This is a genomic window from Micromonospora sp. WMMD737, assembly GCF_049179055.1.
Lineage (GTDB): Bacteria > Actinomycetota > Actinomycetes > Mycobacteriales > Micromonosporaceae > Micromonospora > Micromonospora reichwaldensis.
Map to the genome: position 1 here is coordinate 2,201,689 of NZ_JBMHMH010000001.1, position 14,396 is coordinate 2,216,084.

Genomic DNA, 14,396 nt, shown 5'->3' on the forward strand with positions numbered 1-14,396 from the left:
GTGCTCGGCCTGGGTGGCGGCACCCCCGGGGGTGGTGGGTGTGGTGGTCGGTCGGCGGCGGCGGGTGTCACGCCGCACGGGTGAGGTCCCGCAGCCGGTCGAGCAGTTCCGTCGGTTCCGCGTTGGCCTTGCCCTGGGCGGACCCGGCGTTGCCGCCGCCCTTTCCGGCCAGGAGTTTCTTGATCAGGTCGTTGGCGGACAGGCCGCGTTGCACGCCGGCGGGGGTGACGGCGACGACGATGCTCGCGCCGGCGACGACGCCGACGACGCCGGGGCGGCGGCCGAGGCGGTCGCGGACCTTCTCGGCGAGGCGTCGGGCGTCGCCGGTGGTGGTGATGCCGGCGTACGCGACGCCGTCGAGGTCGACGGCGTCGGCGGCGTGGGTGTCGGCGTCCAGGTCGATGAGCCGGCCGCGCAGCTCGTCGGCTTCGCGTTCGGTCTGCTTGAGTCGCGCCAGCAGGGCGGTCACGCGGTCGGGCAGTTCCTCGGGTCGGGCCTTGAGCTGGGCGGCGAGTTGGGTGACGAGGTCGCGTTCGCGGGCGAGGTAGCGGAACGCCTCGATCCCGGTGACGGCTTCGACGCGGCGTTGGCCGGCGCCGACCGACGATTCGCCGGTGACGGCGAGGGAGCCGATCTGCGCGGAGCGCGCGACGTGGGTGCCGCCGCACAGCTCACGCGACCACGCGCCGCCGATCTCGACCACCCGGACGGTCTCGTCGTAGGTTTCGCCGAACAGGGCCAGGGCGCCCTCGGCGCGGGCCTGCTCCAGCGGCAGGTAGCGCACGTCGACGGGCAGGTCGTTGCGGATCGCCAGGTTCGAGACCTCCTCGATCTCGCTGCGGGTGGCGTCGGAGAGGCCGCCGCGCCAGGCGAAGTCCAGGCGCAGGTAGCCGGGCCGGTTGTACGAGCCGGACTGCAACGCGTTGGGCCCGAGCACCTGGCGCAGCGCGGCATGCACGACGTGGGTGCCCGAGTGCGCCTGCCGGGCGCCGACGCGCCACTCGGGGTCGACCGCGGCGTGCACCGCGTCGCCGACGGCGAGGCTGCCGTCGAGGATCCGGACGGTGTGCGCGATCAGGCCCTTGACCGGTCGCTGCACGTCGATGATCTCGGCACGCAGGTTCGGGCCGGTGAGGGTGCCGGCGTCGGAGTCCTGGCCGCCGCTCTCGGCGTAGAACGGGGTCTGGTCCAGCGCGACGGTGACGATGTCGCCGGCGTGGGCGGCGCCGACCGCCGCGCCACCGGACCAGAGCGCGACGACCCGGGAGTCGGTGTCGAGCGTCTCGTAGGCCAGCCACCGCGTCGGCCCGTTCGCGTCGAGCACCGACCGGTACGCCGACAGGTCGGCGTGGCCGGTCTTGCGGGCCTTCGCGTCGGCCTTCGCGCGGGCGCGCTGCTCGGCCATCAGCGCCCGGAAGCCGTCGGCGTCCACGGTCAGGCCCTGCTCGTTGGCGATCTCCAAGGTGAGGTCGATGGGGAAGCCGTACGTGTCGTGCAGTTGGAAGGCCTTGTCGGCGGGCAGTGACGTGCGTCCGGCCTTCTTGGTTTCCGTGATCGCCGTGTCGAGGATGGTGGTGCCGGCGCGCAGCGTGCCGAGGAAGGTGTCCTCCTCGGCGTAGGCGGCCGAGGAGATCCGGTCGAAGTCGGTGGCGAGTTCGGGGTACGACGGGGCCATGCAGTCGCGGGCGACGGGCAGCAGTTCGGGCAGGGCCTTGTCCTGCCAGCCGAGCAGCCGCATGGCGCGGATGGCGCGGCGCATGATCCGCCGCAGCACGTACCCGCGGCCCTCGTTGGACGGGGTCACCCCGTCGCCGATCAGCATGAGCGAGGTGCGGACGTGGTCGGCGATGACCCGCAGGCGTACGTCGTCGGGGTGGGACTGGGTGGCGGCCCGCCCGGAGTGCACGCCGTACTGCCTGCCGGTGAGTTCCGCGGCCCGGGCCAGGATGGGGCGGACCTCGTCGATCTCGTAGAGGTTGTCCACGCCCTGCAGGATCGAGGCGATCCGCTCCAGGCCCATGCCGGTGTCGATGTTCTTGTTCGGCAGGTCGCCGACGATGCGGAAGTCGGTCTTCGACGCCACGTCGGCGATCTCGTACTGCATGAAGACGAGGTTCCAGAACTCCAGGTACCGGTCCTCGTCGACCTCCGGGCCGCCCTCGGCCCCGTAGGCGGGGCCGCGGTCGTAGTACAGCTCGGAGCAGGGGCCGGCCGGGCCGGGGATGCCCATCGACCAGAAGTTGTCCGCCTTGCCGCGGCGCACGATCCGCTCCGCCGGCACGCCGGTGGCGAGCCACAGGTCGTACGCCTCGTCGTCGTCGAGGTAGACCGTCGCCCAGATCCGCTGCGGGTCCAGCCCGAAACCGCCCTGCTCGACCGGCTTGGTGGACAACTCCCAGGCCAGCGGGATCGCGCCGGCCTTGAAGTAGTCGCCGAACGAGAAGTTGCCGTTCATCTGGAAGAACGTCCCGTGCCGCGACGTCTTGCCGACCTCGTCGATGTCCGGCGTCCGGATGCACTTCTGCACCGACGTCGCGGCCCGGTACGGCGCGGCGCGTTGGCCGAGGAAGTAGGGGACGAACTGCACCATGCCGGCGTTGATGAACAGCAGGTTCGGGTCCGTGATCGCCGGCAGCGGCGCCGACGGCACCACCGCGTGCCCGTTGGCCTCGAAGTGCGCCAGGAAGCGCCGCTTGATCTCCGCCGTCCGCACCAGCGCCCCCTTGTTGCCCATGATGTGCAGCTACAGCTTATTGGCAACAGGGTGAGAGTTCTTCGGGTACCCCGCAGTCGGTCACCTGCGCGGACGCCAGGCTACGGATTCGGTGATCCGGTCGGTGTCGCCGGCCTGGTGTGCCGGCGACACCGACCGGCGGGCGGACTCCCGGGGTCAGGCCTCGGGTCGGATGGCGGTGGCGGCGACGAGCAGGGACAGCTCTCGTACGAGGTCGTCCATGGACTGGCCGCTCTGCGCCCGGAGCAGCCCGAGACTGAGGTCTGCCAGCAGGTAGAAGCCGAGGGTCCTGGCCTGCTCGGTGCCGAACGCGGCGAGCAGTTCCTCGGCGCCGCCTAGGTCACCGCGGTGCTTGGCCGCGATGACCCCGGCGGCCCGTTGGAGCAGCTCCGCCGCAGCCGGGGTGGTCACGCCGTTCAGATCTTCGGCGTCGTGGCGCGGGCAGCCTCGAAGCGGGCGATCACGTCCGACCAGTTGACCAAGTTCCACAGCCGGTCCACGTAGTCGGGCCGCACGTTCTTGTACTGCAGGTAGTAGGCGTGCTCCCAGGCGTCGAAGACCAGCAGCGGCGTGGAGCCCTGCCCGACGTTGCCGTGGTGGTCGTACACCTGTTCCACGATCAGCCGCTGGCTCAGCGGCTCCCAGGCCAGCACTCCCCATCCGGAGCCCTGCACGCTCTTCGTGGCGGCGGAGAGCTGCCCGGCGAACGCGTCGAACGAGCCGAAGTGCTCGTCGATCGCGGCGGCCAGCTCCCCGTCCGGGCGGTCGCCGCCGTCCGGAGACAGGTTGCCCCAGAAGATCGTATGCAGCACGTGACCCGACAGGTTGAAGGCGAACGTCTTCTCCAGGCCGACGAGCTTCGAGAAGTCGCCCTTGTCGCGGGCTTCGGCGAGCTGGTCCAGGCCGTCGTTCGCGCCCTTGACGTACGCGGCGTGGTGCTTGTCGTGGTGCAGCTCCAGGATCTGCCCCGACATGGCCGGCTCCAGCGCGCCGTAGTCGTAGGGCAGATCCGGCAGGTGGTAGACCGCCATCAGAACTCCTCTGTTGCTGCCAAGAGTGGGTTGTTGCCACTATCTTGCAACACCAGGGGTGCGTACGCGCGGAGGAGTGGCGATTGAGCACATCGGGAGCCGACCGGGTGGACGCCGCGCTGAGACGCTCGCGTCGCGCGGGCCTGCGCAACACCGCAGCACGCCGGGCGATACTTGACGAGCTCGCCCGCGCGGTGGGCGACCAGGGGCACCTGACCGCGACCCGACTGCACCACGCGCTCCTCGCCCGCGGCCTGACGGTGGAGCTCTCCACGGTGCGCCGGGCGCTGGCCCAACTGGTCGGGCTCGGCATCGCGCACACCGTGCCCATCGGCAGGACAACCACCTTCGGGCTCGCCGACGACGCACACCACCACGCGGTCTGCGCAGGCTGCGGCGACATCCGACAACTACCGGCCGAGGCGGTCGCGGCGAGCGTCGCCGCCGCACGAGCCGCCGGCATCGAGGCGGACCCCAGCGGGCACCCCACGGGCGTCGTCGTCTACGGACGGTGTACGCGGTGCCGGACAACGACCCGCTGACGACCCGACGACTGGCACATGCACGTCGCCGCCCCCGGCACCCCCTCCTCGGCCGAGTACCTTGCCGCCGCCGTGTGGGGACTCGCCGCGTGGCTGTGCGAGCGGGGCATCAACAGGCTCGGCGTCTGCGCAAGACAGCGATGTCGGACCGTGCTCCTCGACGACAGCAGCAACCGAAGCCGCCGGTTCTGCTCCGAACGGTGCACTCGGCCAGGTGCCACCGACGCCACACTCCTTCCCAGCCTTACTGCCATAATTTTGCAACTGCATAGAATGGGCGACTATGGAGAGGCATGCCGGCGGCACCGCGAGGCCGATCACCCGCTACGGCACCCCGGTGCTGCACCACCGGTGCGCCCCGGTGACCGTCTTCGACGACGCGCTCGCCACCCTCGTCGACGACATGTTCGCCAGCATGTACGCCGCCCACGGCGTCGGACTGGCCGCCAACCAGATCGGCGTCGACGCCCGGATCTTCGTCGTCGACTGCCCCGACGCCACCGGCACCCACACCGTCGCCCACGTGATCAACCCCGTGCTGCACCTGCCCGAGCACCGGGAACTCGTGACCGACACCGAGGGATGCCTGTCCGTCCCGGGACAACAGGCCGACCTGGCCCGCTCCGCCACCGCCGCCGTCACCGGAGTCGACCTGCACGGCCAGCCGATCCGCCTCGACGGCACCGGCACCCTCGCCCGCTGCTTCCAGCACGAGGTCGACCACCTCGACGGCCTCGCCTACGTCGACCGGCTCCCCGTCAAGCAACGCAAGCAGATCCTGGCCGCCAGCGCCGAACACCCCGGCGTCGGCGTCCGCGAGGGCAACTGACGATGCCGATCGTCCTCGGCATCGAGACGTCCTGCGACGAAACCGGCGTCGGCATCGTCGCCGACGGCGTCCTGCTCGGCGACGCCCTCGCCACCAGCATGGAGGAGCACGCCCGCTTCGGCGGCGTCGTCCCCGAAATCGCCGCCCGCGCCCACCTGCACGCCGCCGTCGACATCCTCGAACACGGCCCCCTACCCGCCCGCTGCGTCGCACTGATCGTCTCCGGCGGCCACACCAGCCTGCTGCTCCTCGGCGACCTCGCCCACGACCCCGTCGTCCACCTCGGCGACACCGTCGACGACGCCGCCGGAGAGGCGTTCGACAAGGTCGCCCGCCTGCTCGGCCTGCCCTACCCCGGTGGCCCGGCGATCGACTGGATCGCCCGCGACGGCGACCCCGCCGCGATCACCTTCCCCCGACCGATGACCGGTCCGCACGACCCGCCCTACCGGTTCTCCTTCTCCGGCCTGAAAACCGCAGTGGCCCGCTGGGTCGAACAACACCGCGACCGACCAGTTCCCGTAGCCGACATCGCCGCCTCCTTCCAGGAAGCCGTCGCCGACACCCTCACCCGCAAGGCCCTCGCCGCCTGCCGCGACCACCACGCCGACACCCTCCTGCTCGTCGGCGGCGTCGCCGCCAACAGCCGCGTACGCGCACTCGCCGAACAACGCTGCCGCACGGCGGGCGTACGGCTTCGAGTCCCCTCACCACGACTCTGCACCGACAACGGCGCCATGATCGCCACCCTCGGCGACCTCCTCGCCGCCGCCACCATCACCCCGGACCCACTCGACCTCAGCGCCGACCCGTCCGCCGTCCTGCACGGCGCACTGCTGCACGGCCCACGCTGACGACACGACGGGGCGGCGGCTACGACACCGTCACCGGCGACGCGCCTGCCAGTCCTCGCCCTTGCATCGTCTGAGACGAACCACGGGCGATCACAAGCACCCGACCGCCCGGGGCAGCGTCACGTCTGTGCCCGCCTTCTCTGGCATCGATCTACGAAGCGTGCCTGAGGCCCGGAATCCGGCTACCTCAATCGGCCGTAGTCAGGATCTGCGTGGCCCCGGGAACCGGTGTGCCCTCTAGAACGACCACCGCAAGGGGACACGTGTCGGCCCTTTCGTAGGCCGGACTCGGCGATCGTGATGAAGGTGGATTGATGGCGACGGACGATGGCCAGGTCACCGCGTGGGTGCTCGCGGCTGGTCGAGGTGATCGCGAAGCCGCTGGCGCGTTCGTGCGAGCCACGAAGCGCCGGGCGGTCCCGCCGAGCGGGTCCGCCCCGGCGAGCGTCGGTGTCGGCTTGCGGAGGACGAGGTGCCGGTGCCCGGACTGCGGCTGCTGCCACCACCATCCACAGGATCGACCCCGCCACCGTCAGGACGCGGCGGCCTGATCTGCCCGTGCAGGTGACAAGAGTTACCGCGGCGGCGGGAACCATCTGTCGCGCCGAAGCGACCATCCGTGCGATATCGACCTCGAAGGGGATGCGTCATGCCCAGTTCCATCACCGGCCGGCTGCTGCGGCCGGCGGCCGTGCTCAGCGCCGCCGTTCTGGCCGTGTCTGTCGCCGCCTGCGGGTCGGCAGACGACTCGTCGGGCCCTACTGCCACCACGTCGCCGACGGCTTCGGCGTCGACCAGCGCGGCGGCGGGTGTGCTGGGGATCCGTGACCCGTGGGTGAAGGCCGCCGACAAGGGCATGACCGCCGCGTTCGGCACTCTCGTCAACGACGGCGACGCTGACGTGACGATCACCGCCGCCACCACGGAGGTGTCACCGATGGAGTTGCACGAGATGGCGATGAAGGACGGGAAGATGGTGATGCGGGCCAAGCAGGGCGGCATCGTGATCAAGGCGAAGAGCAGCCACGCGCTGGAGCCTGGCGGCGATCACCTGATGCTGATGAACCTGACCAAGCCGGTGCGGGCCGGCGACGAACTGACCTTCACGCTCACTTTCGGCGACGGCCGCACCCAGGTCTTCACCGCCGTGGCGAAGCCGTTCACCGGTGCGCAGGAGAGCTACGCCCCCGGCCACGGCGAGCCGATGCCGGGCATGTCCGCCAGCCCGGGAATGAGCATGAGCCCGACCTCATGACCGACGCGTCGCCCGTCCGTCCGGTGAGCAGGCGTGGCCTGCTCACCGGCGGGGCCCTGGCCGCCGGTGGCGCGATCGCCGGCGCCGCAGGCGTCACGGCCGCCCGTTCCGGCAGCCCGGACGGCCCCGCCGCCGAGGCGGTGCCGGCGGCGCAGGTCGGCACCGCGGTCGAACCGTTCCACGGCCCTCGGCAGGCCGGCGTCGCCACCGAACCGCAGGCGCACGCGGCGTTCGTCGCGTTCGCCCTCCGCTCCGGCACCGACCGGGCCGCTTTGGGGCGGATGATGCGGCTGCTGTCCGACGACGCGGCCCGCCTCACCCAGGGCCGTCCCGCGCTGGCCGACACCGAGCCCGAACTCGGCCTGCTGCCGGCCCGGCTGACCGTGACGTTCGGATTCGGGCCGGGCCTCTACCGCGCTGCCGGGCTCGACGAGCGGCGGCCCGCGTCGGTGACGGACCTGCCTGCGTTCCGCGTCGACCGGCTCCAGCCCCGCTGGTCGGGAGGGGACCTGCTGGTGCAGATCTGCGCCGACGACCCGGTCACGGTCGCCCACGCCCAGCGGGTCCTGGTCAAGGACAGCAGGCCGTTCGCCACGGTGCGGTGGACACAGCAGGGTTTTCGGCGTGCTGCCGGCGCCGAGGCCGGGCGCACCCAGCGCAACCTGTTCGGTCAACTCGACGGCACCGCCAACCCGAGAACGGGCGGCCCGCTGGAGACCGCCGTGTGGGTGCCCGACGGCCCGGCGTGGCTGCGCGACAGCACCACGCTGGTGCTGCGGCGCATCAGCATGAACCTGGAGACCTGGGACCTGCTCGGCCGCACCGATCGGGAGCTGGCCGTGGGGCGCCGTCTGGACACGGGTGCCCCGCTGTCGGGCACCGCCGAGCACGACGCGCCCGACTTCGCCGCCACCGGCCCCGACGGGCTCACCGTCATTCCCGACTTCTCCCACCTGACCCGCGCCCACGTCGGCGACGACAGGCTGAAGATCCTGCGCCGCCCCTACAACTACGACGGTGCCCCCACCGCGGACGGTGCCGCGGACAGCGGGCTGATCTTCGCCTCGTACCAGGCCGACATCGCCCGCCAGTTCCTGCCGATCCAGCGGCGCCTCGCCGAACGGGACCTGCTCAACGAGTGGACCACCCCGATCGGCTCCGCTGTCTTCGCGATCCCGCCCGGCTGCCCGCAGGGCGGCTGGATCGGCCAGCAGCTGCTCGGCTGAACCGACAGGAGAACCATGCGCACCCGCACCCGCCCGACCGTTGCCGCTTTCATCGCCGCCACCCTGACCACGCTGGCGCTTCTGTTGGCGCCGGCCTCGCCGGCCGCCGCACACAACACGCTGCAAGCCGCCACGCCCGCCAAGGACGCCCGGCTCACCACCGCACCGACGCAGATCACACTGCGGTTCATGCAGAAGCTGGAGCCGACGTTCACCACGATCGTCCTGTCCGATGCCTCCCAGCGGAAGATCCCTACCGGCGAGCCCACCGTCGACGGCACCACGGGCACCGTCACGATCGACGAGCCGCTGGTCAACGGCACCTACACCGTCGCCTACCAGGTCATCTCACCCGACGGACACCCGGTACAGGGCTCGTACCAATTCACCGTCGCCGACCCCACCGCCAGCCCGGCCTCAGCCACTGCGGCGGCCAGCCCGGCCTCGGCCACCGCGGCCCCGGCGACCGAGTCGGCCACCGCGTCGCCCACCCCTGCCGCCGCGTCCCGCGACTCCGGCGACCGGCCCACGACTCTGGTCCTGGCGCTGGTCCTGGTCGGCGGCGGAATCCTCCTGGTGGCGATCGTCGTCGCCGGGATCGTGGTGCTGGCGCGCCGTCGTCCGTCGCGGTCGTCCTGACCGCCGACACCGACATCGTCTGCCAGCACCAGACCACGTCATCCCGGTCCGCCGCACCTGGGCGAGCCAGCCCATCGCCAGCCCGACCAGGCTGTCCACTACTGATACAGGTCGTCAACGTGCCAGACACCGTTCCCCTTTCCGCTGAGCCACACCGCACCCAACCCACTGGGTTGCGCGGTGGTGGGCCGCATGCCCGACGAGACAGGCGGAGCCGTTCCGCTGCCGCGGCGGCGCTGGTGGTAGCGGTGGCCGTACTCATGGTGGGGTTGCGGACAGGTGGCGCGCTCGTGTCCGGCTGCGCCAGGCCGAGCCGCCGCAGCGCGACGACCGCCCGTACCGGCAGTGGCCCCTCGGAGCCGAACGTGGACACCATGGCGATGGTCAGGGCAGTCCGGGTCATCTCGACGAAGGCCGGCTCCGGCCGGTGGTGCGACAGCGACCAGGAGGTCTGCCGGATCAGCGTCGTGAGCCGCGGGTGGTTGGACTGGAGGCTCCACAGGCCGCTGAGGACCGCGGCGATCGCCGCGACGGTGGGCTGGTTGTCGCGGCCGAGGGCCAGCCGGAGCGCCTGGAGCAGGTTCTCCTGCTCCGCCTGGACCGCGATGACCGTGTTGTAGAGGTCGGAGCCGAGCAGGTTCGCGTGGTTGGCCATGCCGAACGCCCGTGCCCACCCCAGGAACGCAGTCGTCACGTCGTCGTTCCGCCCGCCGCCAGGCGCGCGGCGCTGAACTCCCGGACCGTCTCGAGCATCCGCAGCCGGCTGCCCGACGGGGTGTCGAACACCTTGATCAGCGAGTCGTCGACCAAGTGGTCGAGCACCATCAGCACGTCGACCCTGCGCGTGGTCGCGGGCAGCGCTTCGAGCAGCAGGCGCACGGCGTCGGTGGTGAACCCGTCGGTGAACACCGACAGCGTGCGCATCGCCGCCTGGCCGGCCGGATCCAGCAGGTTCCAGCTCCAGTCGACGACCGCGTGCAGCGTGTGGTGGCGTTGCGGCGCGTGCCGGGCACTGCCGCGCAACAGGCCGAACCGGTCGTCGAGCCGCCGGGCGAGTTCCGCCACCGACATGATCCGCACCCGCGCGGCGGCGAGCTCGACCGCGAGCGGCAGCCCGTCGAGGTGGCGGCACAGCTCCGCCACGGCCGCCGTGGACAGGTCGACATCCGGCCGTGCCCGCTGCCCGAACAGCTCGACGCTCATCGACATGCTCAGCTCCGGCAGCTGGTAGACCGACTCCGACGACAGTCCCAGCGGCGTCCGGGCTGGTGGTGAGGATCCGCAACTCGGCGGTCATCGACACGCACGTGCGGACCAGATTGGCGGCGCCGGCGACGACGTGCTCGCAGTTGTCCAGCACCAGCAGGGACGGGCCGGTGGCGAGCACGGCCGCAATGGCGACGGCGACGTCACCAGTACCCGCAGTGTGCCGGACCGCGCCCGGCGTCCCATGCTCGCCCACACCGAGGGCCATCGCGACCTCGCGGGCCACGTCGTCGGTGGCGACGATGCCGGCGAGCGGCACGACGGTGACCGTCGGCACCTCGGCGCGGCGGTCGATGACGTTGGCGAGCCGGGTCTTGCCGAGGCCGCCCGGCCCGACGATCGAGGTCACCTGGGAGGTACGCAGCAGCGCCTCCACCGCGGCGACATCGTCGTCCCGGCCGAGCAGCGGGTTGGGCTCGTACGCGACCCCGTGCCGGACCATTGGCACCCCGCCCTGGAGCAGCCGCCGATGCTCGGCGGGGTTGGCGGGTCTTCCGGTCGGGAAGGTCCGGTTGTGCCGGGCGAACCAGCTTCCAGGCGTCGATCAGCTGACCGACGACGAGGTCAACGGGTTTCGTGAACGGACCGAATGTCTTGTTCGCCGGCACGCGTAGCAGGCAGCTGTGGAACTGGTCGCCGGTGTGTGAGTCGGTCCCGGTGTCCCAGATGATGCAGTCGAGTTCCCGTCCGCCATCGCACGCGCCCACCAGCACGCTCCGCTATGGCCGGGTGGCGTACGGCCACAGTGAGCCGCCCTGGAGGCCCCAGGCCCGCATCACGACGCTCTCCACGATTCAGGAGATTGATACTCCCCGTCGGTGTCAACGGCGCGTCAAAATTGCCTGGTCCGACGTTAAGTCGCCGTATCGGCAGTTGGTTTGGCCTGTTCGGCTGGCCACCATGGTCACATGACGTCTTCACGCTTGCGGCGACGAAATCGCGAGCCGGTGCGTACGGCCCCGAGTGGACTGTTGGTCGCCCGGTGATGTGTGCGGAGAAGGACGACGAGCCGCATCGGCGACATGAGATGTTCGTCGGCGTACGTCTGACCGCCGCCACACCCGGCAGTCACCTCTTGGACTTTTTGCGGATGGATCCTTGCGCGGTGGCCGCCTGGTGGATCGCCGCCGACATCGACGCGGTGGTGCGGCTCTCTGCCACCAGCCTTCCCGTGCTTCATCGTGCTGTGGCTGACTTGCGGCGTCGGGGTGGCGCAGAGGTTGTCATCACGCACAGCATCCTCCGCACGCTCGACCTTCCAGGCGTTCCCGAGGCACCGGCGAGGGGCGGTACGGCGCGGGTGCCGTCGCCGGCATGAGCCGCCTGACCTCCGCCGGCCGGGTCGTGGTGGGTGTGGACCGTTCCCCGTCCGGTTTGGCGGCGCTGCGCGCGGCTGTGCGCCTCGCCCAACGCGATGAGGTGCCGCTCGACGCGGTTCGGGCGTGGACGTTCGTGCCGCTCTGGCGCCCCGGGATCATGCCCTGGATCTGGCAGTCCGACCTCACCGGGACGGCCCGCAGCTATGTGCGGGAGGCCTTCGAGGCGGCGCTCGGTGGGATGCCTCGGGGTGTGGACGTGCGGGTGGTAGCCGAGCAGGGCTATCCCGGTCATGTGCTGGTCGAACACGCCGGGCGGCAGACCGATCTGCTCGTGGTGGGCAGCCCGCGCCGGGGCTGGCGTGTCCTACCGCGATTCGTCGTCGCGGCCACGATCTCGAAAGCTTCCTTCACTAACCGGGCAGCCTTGTCCGGGTCAATCAGCATGGTAAGGAGAGGGCAACACGATGGATGAGGTTCCGGATACCTGGGCCGTCCCGGTACGCAGCATGGCGGGACGGCAGGCGCTGACCGTACGGACGGCCCGGCTTCCAGACGGGCAGCGGGTCGGTCTCGCTTTCAGCAGCTCACAGCAGCTCGCTGGGGCGATGGGCCCTGAGCAGGAGTGGACTTTGCTCTGCGAGTCGGCACTGCGGACGATGCTACGGCCACTAGGCATCACTCGAATCCAGGTGGATCCGCTGCTGGTGACCCGGCCGATCACACTCGACACGCGCCGCTTCAGGGTGGTTGAGCCTGCCCGCCTAGGCGGGGTCCGGTCCGACGCAAGCCGGTCGGTCCCCTCCATCGCCGCGCTCGCCGGCACCCTGCAGGCGTGAGATGACAGCCATCCCGCTCACCGTGTTGTCGCCGGTTGATCTGTCTAACGCAATGCCCAGGCTGACCCTTGAGATGACCATTGTTGTGCAGGCCGACGGTGCCGCCACCGAGGCCGTACGCAGGCTCGCTGGGCGGATCACCGCGGCCGTCGCCGCCGTTGCCTCGGACGGGGTGATCCGTCCTCGAATCGTCGTCGATGCCCCCGAGCCAAGTGGCGGCCGGATCGGGCGTACGTCCTACCGGATGCGGGTCGTGCCGAGCTCAGCTAGGCCAGGTCTCGTGCTCCGTCCGCTGCATCGCACGGCGCTGCTCGACGGGGCTCCGGTGACGCTGACCCGTCGCGAATATGACCTGCTGGTCTTCTTGGCTCGCCATCCGCACCAGGTGCTGAGCCGAAGTCAGCTGCTGCGTGATGTGTGGGGCCACGAGGCCTATCTCGGTGCCCGCACCATCGACGTGCACATAAGCCGGCTCCGACAGAAGCTCGCCGGCCACGGCCCGGCCATCGGCACCGTCCGCGGCGTTGGATACCGACTCGGCGACGTGGACCGGCTGTTCGTCGTCGAGGATTGAATCCAGGCCACGATCAGTAACGGAAGTTCCGCCCCTGGCAGCGTGTTCGTTGCATTCGGGTAGTAGCTGGATCTGGCGGCCGCAACGGAGGCCTGTCCGCGCGACGCGTCGCGGGCACGGAGGACCAGAACGCGAGTGGCTCAGGCGGCTATCGGTCACGTCGGCCGACGTCACGTGCCAGATCACGCTCGTCGGCAGTGCGGCGAGGTTTCGGCGACGTGAGTGGAGTGCAGGTCAATAGAGCCGCGCCCAGTCCGACGGCGAGGAAGATCGCCGCGACGGCCAGCAATCCCAATAGCAGGTTCACGAGCGGGTGCTCCACCTGGTTGATCCTCTCACGGGTCGACCGGTGCGGCTGTCGTGGCAGTCGAGCGGCCACCGCTGGCCTGGACGGTTGTGGGAACCGACCAGGGCACGGCGGTGGCCGATGCTCAGCGACAGGCTGGGCCGTTCTGCGACCGGCGGGGGCAGGAGCCGGTCAGAGGGGCGTGTCCGGCGGGATCGGGGTACCTGTCGGGTAGGTCGGCTGTCAGCTGACCTTGCGGCGGTAGATGGCCATGGCGGAGACGTAGGTGACGATGAGGATGCCGAGGCACCAGGCGAGGGCGGTCCAGATGTCGTTGTCGACCGGTTGCTGCGTGAGCAGGTCGCGGATGGCGTTGACGATGGCCGTCACAGGCTGGTGTTCGGCGAAGGCGCGTACCGGGCCGGGCATGGTGTCGGTGGGTACGAACGCCGAGCTGATGAAGGGCAGGAAGATGAGCGGGTAGGAGAATCCGCTGGCGCCGTCCGCGGATTTCGCGGTGAGGCCGGGGATGACGGCGAGCCACGTCAGTGCGAGGGTGAACAGGGTCAGGATGCCGGCGACCGCGAGCCAGGCCAGCAGTCCCGCGCCCGAGCGGAAGCCCATCAACAGTGCGACGCCGACGACGACCACCAGCGAGATGAGGTTGGCGACCAGCGACGTCAGCACGTGCGCCCACAGCACGGACGACCGGGCGATCGGCATGGACTGGAAGCGTTCGAAGATGCCGCTTTTCATGTCGAGGAAGAGCCGGAACGCGGTGTAGGCGATACCCGACGCGATCGTGATCAGCAGAATGCCGGGGAGCAGGTAGTTCACGTACGAGTCGGTTCCTGTGTTGATCGCGCCGCCGAGCACGTAGACGAACAGCAGCATCATGGCGATCGGGGTGACCGCGGTGGTGATGATGGTGTCGACGCTGCGCGTGACGTGGGTCAGGGATCGGCCCAGCAGGACGGCGGTGTCGCCGAGGAAGTGCCTGGTCAT

General features: G+C 70.6%; 16 protein-coding genes and 1 pseudogene. 12 read left to right on the plus strand and 5 right to left on the minus strand.

Annotated features, from left to right (window positions below):
- Window positions 1–67: 67 nt before the first annotated feature.
- The 3 genes from alaS to ACN27A_RS08580 all read right to left on the minus strand — a co-directional run bounded on the left by alaS (window position 68) and on the right by ACN27A_RS08580 (window position 3,765).
- Window positions 68–2,713 (minus strand): alanine--tRNA ligase, encoded by a 2,646-nt coding sequence (alaS, locus tag ACN27A_RS08570; RefSeq protein WP_421458404.1) that lies wholly within the window; start codon window positions 2,711–2,713, stop codon window positions 68–70.
- A 177-nt stretch (window positions 2,714–2,890) separates the two neighbouring features.
- Window positions 2,891–3,145 carry a superoxide dismutase gene (locus ACN27A_RS08575; protein WP_421451169.1) on the minus strand — a complete coding sequence of 85 codons (255 nt, stop codon included), beginning with the start codon at window positions 3,143–3,145 and terminating at the stop codon, window positions 2,891–2,893.
- A gap of 5 nt (window positions 3,146–3,150) precedes the next feature.
- Window positions 3,151–3,765: a superoxide dismutase gene (locus ACN27A_RS08580; RefSeq protein WP_421451172.1), complete on the minus strand. Its 615-nt coding sequence runs from the start codon at window positions 3,763–3,765 to the stop codon at window positions 3,151–3,153.
- An 83-nt stretch (window positions 3,766–3,848) separates the two neighbouring features.
- Between ACN27A_RS08580 and ACN27A_RS08585 the strand changes: the two genes are divergently transcribed.
- From ACN27A_RS08585 to ACN27A_RS08615, 7 genes and pseudogenes are all read left to right on the plus strand, one after another.
- On the plus strand, window positions 3,849–4,307 hold the full coding sequence (locus ACN27A_RS08585; protein ID WP_421451175.1) for a Fur family transcriptional regulator: 459 nt from the start codon (window positions 3,849–3,851) through the stop codon (window positions 4,305–4,307).
- 9 nt (window positions 4,308–4,316) lie between these two features.
- Window positions 4,317–4,511: pseudogene (locus ACN27A_RS08590) on the plus strand (CGNR zinc finger domain-containing protein); the annotation flags it as partial.
- Between the two features lie 79 nt (window positions 4,512–4,590).
- Complete coding sequence (gene def / locus ACN27A_RS08595; protein ID WP_421451178.1) at window positions 4,591–5,136, plus strand: peptide deformylase; 546 nt, start codon at window positions 4,591–4,593, stop codon at window positions 5,134–5,136.
- A 2-nt stretch (window positions 5,137–5,138) separates the two neighbouring features.
- Window positions 5,139–5,990: a tRNA (adenosine(37)-N6)-threonylcarbamoyltransferase complex transferase subunit TsaD gene (locus ACN27A_RS08600; RefSeq protein ID WP_421451181.1), complete on the plus strand. Its 852-nt coding sequence runs from the start codon at window positions 5,139–5,141 to the stop codon at window positions 5,988–5,990.
- Between the two features lie 649 nt (window positions 5,991–6,639).
- On the plus strand, window positions 6,640–7,245 hold the full coding sequence (locus ACN27A_RS08605; protein ID WP_421451183.1) for a copper chaperone PCu(A)C: 606 nt from the start codon (window positions 6,640–6,642) through the stop codon (window positions 7,243–7,245).
- The gene (locus tag ACN27A_RS08610) at window positions 7,242–8,471 is read left to right on the plus strand and encodes a Dyp-type peroxidase (protein ID WP_421451186.1); all 1,230 of its coding nucleotides are present in this window, start codon (window positions 7,242–7,244) and stop codon (window positions 8,469–8,471) included. Before ACN27A_RS08605 ends, ACN27A_RS08610 begins: the two co-directional genes overlap by 4 nt.
- 15 nt (window positions 8,472–8,486) lie before the next feature.
- Window positions 8,487–9,110, plus strand: a complete 624-nt coding sequence (locus ACN27A_RS08615) for a copper resistance CopC family protein (protein ID WP_421451189.1) — start codon at window positions 8,487–8,489, stop codon at window positions 9,108–9,110.
- 690 nt (window positions 9,111–9,800) lie between these two features.
- Here the strand turns inward: ACN27A_RS08615 and ACN27A_RS08620 are convergent.
- A complete protein-coding gene (locus ACN27A_RS08620; protein WP_421451192.1) occupies window positions 9,801–10,319 on the minus strand; it encodes a hypothetical protein in 519 nt (172 codons plus the stop codon).
- A gap of 130 nt (window positions 10,320–10,449) precedes the next feature.
- Here ACN27A_RS08620 and ACN27A_RS08625 point away from each other — a divergent pair, with 130 nt between their 5' ends.
- From ACN27A_RS08625 to ACN27A_RS08645, 5 genes are all read left to right on the plus strand, one after another.
- Entirely contained in the window at window positions 10,450–10,956 is a 507-nt protein-coding gene (locus tag ACN27A_RS08625) for a hypothetical protein (RefSeq protein ID WP_421451195.1), read from the plus strand.
- A gap of 222 nt (window positions 10,957–11,178) precedes the next feature.
- Entirely contained in the window at window positions 11,179–11,694 is a 516-nt protein-coding gene (locus tag ACN27A_RS08630) for a hypothetical protein (protein WP_421451197.1), read from the plus strand.
- A complete protein-coding gene (locus ACN27A_RS08635) occupies window positions 11,691–12,167 on the plus strand; it encodes a universal stress protein (RefSeq protein ID WP_421451200.1) in 477 nt (158 codons plus the stop codon). The genes ACN27A_RS08630 and ACN27A_RS08635 overlap by 4 nt, the downstream gene beginning before the upstream one ends.
- A gap of 34 nt (window positions 12,168–12,201) precedes the next feature.
- Window positions 12,202–12,531: an SAV_915 family protein gene (locus ACN27A_RS08640; protein WP_421458405.1), complete on the plus strand. Its 330-nt coding sequence runs from the start codon at window positions 12,202–12,204 to the stop codon at window positions 12,529–12,531.
- A 1-nt stretch (window position 12,532) separates the two neighbouring features.
- Complete coding sequence (locus ACN27A_RS08645; RefSeq protein WP_421451203.1) at window positions 12,533–13,105, plus strand: winged helix-turn-helix domain-containing protein; 573 nt, start codon at window positions 12,533–12,535, stop codon at window positions 13,103–13,105.
- Between the two features lie 529 nt (window positions 13,106–13,634).
- Here the strand turns inward: ACN27A_RS08645 and ACN27A_RS08650 are convergent.
- Window positions 13,635–14,396, minus strand: coding sequence for an ABC transporter permease (locus ACN27A_RS08650; protein ID WP_421451205.1), 762 nt, complete (start codon window positions 14,394–14,396; stop codon window positions 13,635–13,637).

What these genes read in the sequence shown, in the direction of transcription:
- ACN27A_RS08605 (WP_421451183.1), top strand. Translation starts at nt 6,640, where the DNA reads ATGCCCAGTTCCATCACCGGCCGGCTGCTGCGGCCGGCGGCCGTGCTC.
- def (WP_421451178.1), top strand. Translation starts at nt 4,591, where the DNA reads ATGGAGAGGCATGCCGGCGGCACCGCGAGGCCGATCACCCGCTACGGC.
- ACN27A_RS08635 (WP_421451200.1), top strand. Translation starts at nt 11,691, where the DNA reads ATGAGCCGCCTGACCTCCGCCGGCCGGGTCGTGGTGGGTGTGGACCGT.
- ACN27A_RS08600 (WP_421451181.1), top strand. Translation starts at nt 5,139, where the DNA reads ATGCCGATCGTCCTCGGCATCGAGACGTCCTGCGACGAAACCGGCGTC.
- ACN27A_RS08645 (WP_421451203.1), top strand. Translation starts at nt 12,533, where the DNA reads ATGACAGCCATCCCGCTCACCGTGTTGTCGCCGGTTGATCTGTCTAAC.
- ACN27A_RS08610 (WP_421451186.1), top strand. Translation starts at nt 7,242, where the DNA reads ATGACCGACGCGTCGCCCGTCCGTCCGGTGAGCAGGCGTGGCCTGCTC.
- ACN27A_RS08620 (WP_421451192.1), bottom strand. Translation starts at nt 10,319, where the DNA reads ATGTCGATGAGCGTCGAGCTGTTCGGGCAGCGGGCACGGCCGGATGTC.
- ACN27A_RS08615 (WP_421451189.1), top strand. Translation starts at nt 8,487, where the DNA reads ATGCGCACCCGCACCCGCCCGACCGTTGCCGCTTTCATCGCCGCCACC.
- ACN27A_RS08650 (WP_421451205.1), bottom strand. Translation starts at nt 14,396, where the DNA reads ATGACCAGGCACTTCCTCGGCGACACCGCCGTCCTGCTGGGCCGATCC.
- ACN27A_RS08640 (WP_421458405.1), top strand. Translation starts at nt 12,202, where the DNA reads ATGGCGGGACGGCAGGCGCTGACCGTACGGACGGCCCGGCTTCCAGAC.
- ACN27A_RS08580 (WP_421451172.1), bottom strand. Translation starts at nt 3,765, where the DNA reads ATGGCGGTCTACCACCTGCCGGATCTGCCCTACGACTACGGCGCGCTG.